General features: G+C 73.8%; 6 protein-coding genes and 1 riboswitch. All 6 genes read right to left on the bottom strand.

The features are described from left to right. Positions 1 to 810 (bottom strand): cobyrinate a,c-diamide synthase (locus KUM32_RS25590; RefSeq protein ID WP_217144315.1); only part of this gene is annotated, 810 nt, incomplete at its 3' end. Beyond that, positions 804 to 1,403: a cob(I)yrinic acid a,c-diamide adenosyltransferase gene (cobO, locus tag KUM32_RS25585; RefSeq protein WP_217144314.1), complete on the bottom strand. Its 600-nt coding sequence runs from the start codon at positions 1,401 to 1,403 to the stop codon at positions 804 to 806. The genes cobO and KUM32_RS25590, both read right to left, overlap by 7 nt. After that, entirely contained in the window at positions 1,403 to 3,409 is a 2,007-nt protein-coding gene (locus tag KUM32_RS25580; RefSeq protein WP_217144313.1) for a putative cobaltochelatase, read from the bottom strand. Before KUM32_RS25580 ends, cobO begins: the two co-directional genes overlap by 1 nt. Before the next feature lie 169 nt (positions 3,410 to 3,578). Further along, the gene (gene cobN / locus KUM32_RS25575; RefSeq protein ID WP_217144312.1) at positions 3,579 to 7,232 is read right to left on the bottom strand and encodes a cobaltochelatase subunit CobN; all 3,654 of its coding nucleotides are present in this window, start codon (positions 7,230 to 7,232) and stop codon (positions 3,579 to 3,581) included. Continuing rightward, positions 7,229 to 8,737, bottom strand: coding sequence for a cobyric acid synthase (locus KUM32_RS25570; RefSeq protein WP_217144311.1), 1,509 nt, complete (start codon positions 8,735 to 8,737; stop codon positions 7,229 to 7,231). The genes cobN and KUM32_RS25570 overlap by 4 nt, the downstream gene beginning before the upstream one ends. Continuing rightward, a complete protein-coding gene (locus KUM32_RS25565) occupies positions 8,734 to 9,699 on the bottom strand; it encodes a cobalamin biosynthesis protein (protein WP_217144310.1) in 966 nt (321 codons plus the stop codon). The genes KUM32_RS25570 and KUM32_RS25565 overlap by 4 nt, the downstream gene beginning before the upstream one ends. Before the next feature lie 104 nt (positions 9,700 to 9,803). Continuing rightward, positions 9,804 to 9,922: riboswitch (cobalamin riboswitch) on the bottom strand.

Raw genomic sequence — 9,922 nt, 5'->3', positions numbered from 1 at the left:
CGGGGGTCCCCCCGCTGGAGCGGAGCCGGGAGTGGGGGAGGGAAGGGATGGCGGGGGCGGGGGCGGGGAAAGCAAGGCCTCACCCGCGTCCCATGCCGCACACGACAACGCGCCGGCACCGCGCGCCAGCCCGGCCAACGCCTCCAGATCGCACCCGTCGGCCACCTGCGCGGCCATCGCCGCGACGGCCTCCACCGCCTGCGAGCCCCGCTCGGCGACCGGCACCAGCCCCAGGTGCCGCGACGGCGTCTCGACCTGGGCGGCCCGCCGCAAGGCACCGAGCACCGGCACCCCGGCGGAGTCCAGCGCCTCCCGCAGCAGCGCCTCGTGCCGGTCCGACCCGACCTTGTTCAGGATCACGCCCCCGACCCGCACCTCCGGATCCCAGGACGCGAACCCGTGCACCAGCGCCGCCACCGACCGCGACTGCGACGACGCGTCCACGACCAGCACCACCGGCGCCCGCAGCAGCTTGGCGACCTGCGCGGTGGACGCGAGTTCGCCCTCGCCCGCCGCCCCGTCGTACAGCCCCATCACCCCCTCGACGACGGCGATGTCGCACCCGCGCGCCCCGTGCAGGAACAGCGGCCCGACCAGCTCGGGCCCGCACAGGTACGCGTCGAGGTTGCGCCCCGTCCGCCCGGTGGCGAGCGCGTGGTACCCGGGGTCGATGTAGTCGGGCCCGACCTTGTGCGGGGACACGGCGAGCCCGCGCCCGGCGAACGCGGCCATCAGCCCGGTGGCGACGGTGGTCTTGCCGCTGCCGGACGAGGGCGCGGCGATCACCAGCCGGGGCACGGACGTCACCACTCGATGCCCCTCTGCCCCTTCTGCCCCGCGTCCATCGGGTGCTTCACCTTGGACATGTCGGTGACGAGGTCGGCGAAGTCCACCAGCTTCTCCGGCGCGTTCCGCCCGGTGATCACGACGTGCTGGGTCCCCGGCCGTTCCCGCAGCACGGACACCACCTCGTCGGTGTCGACCCACCCCCAGTGCATCGGATAGGCGAACTCGTCCAGCACGTACAGCTTGTACGTCTCGGCGGCCAGGTCCCGCTTGACCTGCTCCCAGCCCTCCCGGGCCTTCTCCTCGTTGTCCATCTGCGCGTCCCGCTGGACCCAGGACCAGCCCTCGCCCATCTTGTGCCAGTCGACGGTCCCGCCCTCACCGCTGGCGCCCAGCACCCGCAGCGCGTTCTCCTCGCCGACCTTCCACTTCGCCGACTTGACGAACTGGAACACCCCGATCGGCCACCCCTGGTTCCAGGCGCGCAGCGCCAGCCCGAAGGCGGCGGTCGACTTGCCCTTGCCGATACCGGTGTGCACGACCACCAGCGGACGGTTACGGCGCTGACGGGTCGTCAGTCCGTCGTCCGGTACGACACTCGGCTGCCCCTGCGGCATTACGCGGCCCTCCTGCTTCCCTGTACGTCCTTCACCAGGCCGGCGATCGAGTCCGCCCGCAACTCGTCCAGCGTCACCGCCGTACCGCCCAGCTCGTCCGCGAGCCGACCGGCGAGCCCGAGGCGCACCGGCCCCGACTCGCTGTCCACGACCACGGAGGCGGTGCCCTCGGCCGCGAACAGCCGCGCGGCACGCCCCGCGAGCGCGACGGGCTCCGGGCCACCGGTGGCCCTCCCGTCCGTCACCACGACCACCAGCGGCCGGCGCGCCGGGTCCCGCAGCCGCTCCACCCGCAGCACCTCGTGCGCCTTGAGCAGCCCGGCCGCCAGCGGCGTGCGGCCACCGATCGGCAGCGTCTCCAGCCGAGCGGCCGCCGCGTCCACCGACGACGTCGGCGGCAGCGCCACCTCGGCCGCCGACCCCCGGAAGGTCACCAGCCCCACCTTGTCCCGCCGCTGGTAGGCGTCCAGCAGCAGCGACAGCACGGCACCCTTGACGGCACTCATCCGCTGCCGCGCCGCCATCGACCCGGAGGCGTCCACGACGAACAGCACGAGGTTGCCCTCACGCCCCTCCCTCGTCGCCTGCCGCAGGTCGTCCCGGCGCACCACCAGCCCGGGCCCGCTGCGCCCCCGCGCCCGCTGGTGCGGCGCGGCGGCCTGCACGGTCGCCGCGAGGTGCAGCTTGGTCAGCGCCCCCCGGGGCCGGCGGGCCCCGGTGGTCCGCCCGTGCTCGGTCCGGGCCCGGGAGCGCCGCCCGGCGGCGCCGTCGCCCAGCCCGGGCACGCTCAGCACCTTCGTGCGGAACGGCTCGGCGGCACGCACGGGGGACTGCTCGCCGGCGCCGCCGGACGGCTGCGGCTCCCCGCCCTCCCCGGCCTCGGGCCGCGCGGCGGTGTCACCGTCCCCCTGGGGCGCGTCGTCGGGCTCCGGCTGTCCACCGGGACCCCCGCCGGGACCCGGGTCCGGATCGTCGTCGCCGTCGCCCGCGTCCTGCCCGCCGAACTCCTCCAGCGTCTCGTCGAGCTTGTCCTCGTCCAGTCCCGGCGTGTCGAAGGGATTGCGCCGCCGCCGGTGGGGGAGGGCCAGCAGCGCGGCCTGCCGTACGTCCTCCGCCAGCACGTCGGTCCGCCCGGCCCACGCCGCCAGCGCGGTCGCCGTGCGCGCCATCACGATGTCGGCGCGCATGCCGTCCACCTCGAAGGCGGCACAGGTCGCCGCGATCTGCCTGAGCGCCCCGTCGCCGAGCCGCACCGACGGCAGCAGCTCCCGAGCCGCCGCGATCCGCGCCCGTACGGCGGCCTCCTCGTCGGTCCAGCGCGCCGCGAAACCGGCCGGGTCGTCGTCGTAGGCGAGCCGGCGCCGGACCACCTCGACTCGCTGGCCCGGTTCCCGCGAGGCGGATACCTCCACAGTGAGCCCGAAACGATCCAAGAGTTGGGGACGCAATTCGCCTTCTTCGGGATTCATGGTCCCGACGAGCAGGAAACGGGCCGCGTGACGCACGGAGACACCCTCGCGTTCGACGTACGAGGCGCCCATTGCGGCAGCGTCCAGCAAGAGGTCGACCAAGTGGTCATGCAGCAAGTTGACTTCGTCGACGTAGAGGATCCCGCGATGTGCCTGTGCCAGCAGGCCCGGCTCAAACGCCTTCACGCCTTCGGAAAGTGCTCGCTCGATGTCGAGCGCTCCCACCAGCCGGTCCTCGGAGGCCCCGACGGGCAGCTCGACCATCCGCGCCGGGCGCGACGCGAACGCCCCCGGCTCGTGCGGGCCGTCCGGGCAGCCCGGGTCGGGGGAGTCGGGGTCACAGGAGAAACGGCACCCCGAGACGACGTCCACCGTCGGCATCAGCGCCGACAGCGCACGCACGGCCGTGGACTTCGCGGTGCCCTTCTCGCCGCGGACCAGCACACCGCCGACGGCCGGGCTCACCGCATTCAGAAGCAGGGCCAGGCGGAGATCTTCCTGTCCGACCAGGGCGGTGAAGGGATAGGGCGTGCTCACGCGGTGATCACTCCTTCGAAGGAATCGCTCCAAGACCACTCGCGGCGAAGCCGCAGAGCCGTCATGGTCGAAGTCGGCTTCCCGCCGACGCGGGGATGGTCCTGCCGTGTCACCAGCGGTAGGCGGCGTGCTGGTGTGCTCCCCGCCCTCGCGGGGATTTCCCGGGAGATCACGCGTCTCCCTCCAGATCGCCCTCAAGCTCGAGGTAGGTCGCCCGGAGCCGGTCCAGGGTTTCCTGGTCCGGCTCCGCCCACAGCCCGCGGTCCGCCGCCTCCAGCAGCCTTTCCGTGATGCCCCGCAGCGCCCAGGGGTTGGACTGCCGCATGAAGGCCCGGTTCTCCGGGTCGAACACGTACTCCGCCGACAACTTCTCGTACATCCAGTCGTCCACGACCCCGGCCGTGGCGTCGTACCCGAAGAGGTAGTCCACCGTGGCCGCCATCTCGAAGGCGCCCTTGTAGCCGTGTCGCCGCATGGCCGCCATCCAGCGCGGGTTGACCACCCGCGCCCGGAAGACCCGGTGCGTCTCCTCGCCCAGCGTCCGCGTCTTGACCTGGTCCGGAGTGGCGGAGTCACCCACGTACGCCTCCGGGCTCTCGCCCGTCAGGTGCCGCACCATCGCGACCATGCCCCCGTGGTACTGGAAATAGTCGTCCGCATCCGCGATGTCATGTTCACGCGTATCGACATTCTTCGCCGCCACCGCGATCCGCCGGAACGCCGTCTCCATGTCCCCGCGCGCCGCCCGCCCGTCGAGCCCCCGCCCGTAGGCGTAGCCGCCCCACACCGCGTACACCTCGGCGAGGTCCGCGTCGCTTCTCCAGTTGCGGGCGTCGATCAGCGGCAGCAGACCCGCGCCGTACGCGCCCGGCTTGGAGCCGAAGATGCGGGAGGTGGCCCGGCGCCGGTCGCCGTGCGCGGCGGTGTCCTCGTCGGCGTGCGCCTTCACGAAGTTGGACTCGGCGGGCTCGTCCAGCTCCGCCACCGCCCGCACCGCGTCGTCGATCAGCCCCACGACGTGCGGGAACGCGTCCCGGAAGAAGCCCGAGATACGCACGGTCACATCCACGCGCGGCCGGCCCAGCTCGGCCAGGGGCACCACCTCGAAGCCGGTCACCCGGCGCGAGGCGTCGTCCCACACGGGACGGCAGCCCAGCAGCGCCAGGATCTCGGCGATGTCGTCGCCCTGGGTGCGCATCGCGGAGGTGCCCCACACCGTGAGCCCGACGGATTTCGGGTACGCGCCGGTGTCGGCCAGATAGCGCTGGATCAGTGAGTCCGCCAGCGACTGCCCGACCTCCCAGCTCAGCCGGGACGGGATCGCCTTCGGGTCGACGGAGTAGAAGTTCCGGCCGGTCGGCAGGACGTTGACCAGTCCGCGCGTCGGGGAACCGGACGGTCCCGCCGGGACGTAACCGCCGTCCAGCGCCCGCAGGATGTGCCCGATCTCGTCCGTCGTCCGGGCGAGCCGCGGCACGACCTCCCGGCAGGCGAACTCCAGCACGGCGACCGCGTCGGGGAGTCCGGTGCCCAGCACCTCCCGCACCAGACCGGGTACGGCCGTCACGTCCCAGTCCCGGGACTCCATCCCCTGCGCGAACCGCCGGCACAGCTGCTCCAGCAGGTCGATGGCGTCGGCGGCCGACCGGGAGGGGCCCTCGACCAGGTCCGTCAGCTCCGCCGGCACCTTCACCGGGGCGCCCGGCTCGGCCAGCAGCTCCTTCTCCACCAGCCCGAAGTGCCCGGCCAGGGACGCCCGCAGACCCGGCAGCGCGTTCGCCTGCCCGCCCCACACCTGGGAGGCGCGCAGCACGGCCAGTACGAGGTTCACGCGCGGCTCGCCGACCGGGCCGCCGCCCAGGAGGTGCAGGCCGTCGCGGATCTGCACGTCCTTGATCTCGCACAGGTAGCCGTCGATGTGCATGACGAACTCGTCGAACGCGTCGTCGTCCGGCTGGTCGTCCACGTGCAGGTCGTGGTGGAGTTCGGCGGCCTTGACCAGCGTCCAGATCTGTGCCCGCACGGCCGGTGCCTTCTCCGGGTCCAGGTCGGAGACGAGCGCGTACTCGTCGAGCAGCTGCTCCAGCTTGGCCAGGTCGCCGTAGGTGTCGGCACGGGCCATCGGCGGCACGAGGTGGTCGACGACCGTGGCGTGCCCGCGCCGCTTGGCCTGGGTGCCCTCGCCGGGGTCGTTGACGATGAACGGGTAGATCAGGGGGAGGTCACCGAGGACGGCGTCCGGCGCGCACCCGGCGCCCAGGCCCAGGCCCTTGCCCGGCAGCCACTCCATCGTGCCGTGCTTGCCCATGTGCACGATCGCGTCGGCGCCGAAGCTGTTGTCCAGCCAGCGGTACGCGGCCATGTAGTGGTGGGACGGCGGCATGTCGGGGTCGTGGTAGATCGCGATCGGGTTCTCCCCGAAACCGCGCGGCGGCTGGATCATCACGACGACGTTCCCGAACTGGAGGGAGGCCAGCACGATGTCGTCCCCGTCCACGTACAGCGACCCCGGCGGCTCGCCCCACGCCTCGGTCATCGCCTCGCGCAGCTCTGGGTCCAGCTTCTCGAACCAGGCCCGGTAGTCGGCCAGCGGCACCCTCGCGGGCGCGGCGGCCAGCTGGTCCTCCGTCAGCCACTCGACGTCGTGTCCGCCGGCCTCGATCAGCCGGTGGATCAACTCGTCGCCGCCGGACGGGTAGTCGGTGAGCGAGTACCCCGCGTCCCGCAGCGCGTCCAGCACCCGCACCGCCGACGCCGGGGTGTCGAGCCCCACCGCGTTGCCGACGCGCGAGTGCTTGGTCGGGTAGGCGGTGAAGACCAGCGCGAGCTTCTTCTCGGCGTTCGGCTTGTGCCTGAGCGCCGCGTGCCGCACGGCGATCCCGGCGACCCGTCCGGCCCGCTCGGGGTCGGCGGCGTACACCGGCACGTCGTCGGGGCCCTGCTCCTTGAAGGAGAACGGCACCGTGATCAGGCGTCCGTCGAACTCCGGGATCGCGACCTGCATCGCCGCGTCCATCGGGGAGAGCGCGGCGTCGGACGCCTCCCAGGCGGCGCGGGACGAGGTGAGGCAGAGCCCTTGCAGCACCGGCACGTTCAGGTCGGCCAGCGCGCCGATGTCCCAGGCCTCCTCGTCGCCGCCCGCCGAGGCCTGCGAGGCGTGCGTGCCGCCGGCCGCGAGGACGGTGGCGACCAGGGCGTCGGCCCGGCCGAGGATCTCGTACAGCCCGGCGTCCGCGCCGCGCAGCGAACCGCAGTACACCGGCAGCGCGTTGGCGCCGCGCGCCTCGATCGCGTCGCACAGGGTGTCCACGAAGGCGGTGTTGCCGCTCAGCTCGTGCGCCCGGTAGAAGAGCACGCCGACCGTGGGGCGGCCCTCCTGGACGCTCCGCGAGCCGTGGAGGCCGTACTCCGGCATCTTCCGCGGCTCGTCGAAGCCCTCGCCGGTCAGCAGCACGGTGTCCGACAGGAACCGGGCGAGCTGCGTGAGGTTGGCGGGCCCGCCCTCGACGAGGTAGCGCAGCGCCTCCGCCACCACCCCCGCCGGCACCGACGACTCGGCCATCAGCTCCGCGTCCGGCACGGACTCGCCGCCGAGCAGCACGGTCGGGATGCCGGACGCCTTCAGCGCGGCGAGCCCGTCCTCCCAGGCCCGCTTGCCGCCGAGCAGCCGTACGACGGCGATGTCCGCGCCCCGCAGCAGGCCCGGCAGCTCCTCCCGGACGTCGACGCGGGTCGGGTTGCCGATCCGGTACGAGGCACCGGACGCGGCCCGGGCCGCCAGGAGGTCCGTGTCGGCGGTCGACAACAACAACACTGTGCTCATGCGGGCGCTCCCGGTGGAATGAAGGGCAGTCCTTGCGGCGCGCCGGACTCGATGAGCCGCCACAGCGCGTCCGTGTCCGCGTGGTGTTCGATCAGGTCGCCGAGCCGGTCGAGCTGCTCCTCGCGCAGCGCGGCGAACGAGGTGTCGGGGGCCGGCACGAAGCGGCGGCCCGCGGCGGCGGCCACCTCGCGCAGGAAGGCCCGCCGGAAACCGTCCGACTCCAGCGAGCCGTGCCAGTGCGTGCCCCAGGTCTGGCCGGCCCGGCAGCCGTCCAGGAAGGCGTCGCCGCCCAGTACCTCGGCGACCCCGTGGTGGATCTCGTAGCCCTCGACGCGCTCGCCGAGGGCTGTGCCCACCGGCCGGGTGAGGGTCTTCTCGCGGGCGAACCGCACCCGCACGGGCAGCAGTCCGAGCCCGTCGACGTGGCCCCGGCGGCTCTCCACGTCGTCCTCGATGTGCTCGCCGAGCATCTGGAAGCCGCCGCAGATCCCGAGCACGGGCCGGCCCTCGGCGGCCCGACGGGCGATCGCGTCGGCCAGCCCCCGCTCGCGCAGCCACTCCAGCGCCCGCACGGTCCCGCGCGTCCCCGGCACGATCACCAGGTCGGCGTCGGCCAGCTCCTCCGCCCGGTCCACGAACCGCACGACGACACCGGGCTCGGCGGCGAGCGCGTCCACGTCCGTGAAGTTGGACATCAGCGGCACCGCGCAGACCGCGACCCGCAGCACGTCCTCGCCGACGGGCGGCGCGGTGTTCGACTCCCGCACCGTCCCGCGCAGGGAGACGCGCAGTCCGTCCTCCTCGTCGATGCCGAGCCCGTGCCGAAACGGCAGCACGCCGTACGCGCGCCGCCCGGTGAGGCCGTGGAGCATCTCCAGCCCCGGCTCCAGCAGCGACACGTCGCCGCGGAACTTGTTGACGAGGAACCCGGCGACCAGCGCCTGGTCCTCGGGTGCGAGCAGCGCCACCGTGCCGAAGAAGGACGCGAAGACGCCCCCGCGGTCGATGTCGCCGACGACGAGGACGGGGAGCCCGGCGCCCCGGGCGATCCCCATGTTCACGATGTCCGTCCGGCGCAGGTTGATCTCGGCCGGACTGCCCGCCCCCTCGCAGATCACCGCGTCATACGTGCCCCGCAGCTCGGCCAGACAGTCCAGCACCGTGCCGAGCAACCGCTGCTGCCGTCCGCCGTGGTAGCCGCGGGCGCTCATCTCCCCGACCGGCCTGCCGAGCAGCACGACCTGGCTGCTGCGCTCGCCGCCCGGCTTGAGCAGCACCGGGTTCATCAGCGCGGTCGGCTCGACGCGGCACGCCTGGGCCTGCATCGCCTGCGCGCGCCCGATCTCGGCGCCCTCGCGGGTGACGAAGGAGTTGAGCGACATGTTCTGTGCCTTGAAGGGCGCGACCTTCACGCCCTGTCGCGCCAGCCAGCGGCAGATCCCGGCGGTGACGACGCTCTTGCCGGCGTCGGAGGTGGTGCCGGCGACGAGGAGGCCACCGTTCATGACGTACGTCCCTTCCTGCTGACCCCGCGGACGAGCAGCCGCGCGCCCGCGCACACGCCCAGCGCCAGCCAGCCCACGCGCCGGGAGAGCCGTACGGCCCGCTCGATGTCGCCGGATCCGGCCCGGACGGCGCGTCCCGCCGCCCCGTTGAGGACGGGCCGGTGCTCCACCCGCCCGCCGTAGGACAGCGTCCCGCCGAGCCGCACGCCCAGGGCGCCCGCGAAGGACGCCTCCACGGGCCCGGCGTTGGGGCTCGGGTGCTGTGCGGCGTCGGCGCGCCAGGCCCGTGCGGCTCCCCGGGCGTCGCCGCCGGCGACGGTGGTCAGGGCGGCGGTCAGCCGGGCACCCGGCCAGCCCGCGAGGTCGTCGAGCCGGGCCGACGCCCAGCCGTACCGCCGGTACCGGGGGGACTTGTGGCCGACCATGGCGTCCAGGGTGTTGACGGCCCGGAAGCCGAGCAGCCCGGGCACCCCGCCCACGGCGCCCCACACCAGGGCGCCCACCACCGCGTCCGAGGTGTTCTCGGCGACGGACTCCACGACGGCCCGGGCGATCCCGTCGGCGTCCAGCGCCTGCGGGTCACGCCCGCACAGGTGCGGCAGCCGGGCCCGGGCCGCCTCGACGTCCCCGGTGTCCAGGGCCCGTCCGACGGCACGCGCCTCGCGGGCGAGCGAGGTGCCGCCGACGACCGCCCAGGTGACGGCGCCGGTCAGGGCGACGGAGGCGGCGGGGGAGTGGCGTACGGCATGGGTGGCGGCCATCCCGAGGGCGACGGCGCCACCGGCGCACATGGCGGTGTGCAGCGCGCCCCAGCCCCGGTGGTCGCGCCACAGCACCCGTTCCACGGCACCGGCGGCACGGCCGAACGCGGCGACCGGGTGTCCGCGGCGTGGATCGCCGAGGAGGAGGTCACCGAGGAGGCCGGCGGCGGCGCCGTACGCGAAGACGCGTTCGGCACGCACGGGGATCAGCCGGTCACACGGTCAGGGAAGTACCTGGAGCTGAACGTCGATCGGCAGCCGAACATCGCGTTGTGTCCTCACTCAGGGTGTCCACGCCCTGGTTCGAAGAGACCGGCGGTGAGAGTTCCTGGCTCCCGGGGTCTGCTCCCCGGTCACAGTGGCGGGACCGCGCCGGATTCGCACCGGGCTTCCTCTCCTGCCGCCGTAGATGGCTCCGGAAGTC

The organism is Streptomyces sp. AC627_RSS907 (genome assembly GCF_019049165.1).
The sequence above is the reverse complement of the archived record's forward strand: the minus strand, read 5'-3'. Positions and strand labels throughout refer to the sequence as shown.

Excerpts from the sequence above, each read along its gene's own strand:
- cobO (WP_217144314.1), bottom strand. The coding sequence starts at position 1,403 with ATGCCGCAGGGGCAGCCGAGTGTCGTACCGGACGACGGACTGACGACC.
- cobN (WP_217144312.1), bottom strand. The coding sequence starts at position 7,232 with ATGAGCACAGTGTTGTTGTTGTCGACCGCCGACACGGACCTCCTGGCG.
- KUM32_RS25570 (WP_217144311.1), bottom strand. The coding sequence starts at position 8,737 with ATGAACGGTGGCCTCCTCGTCGCCGGCACCACCTCCGACGCCGGCAAG.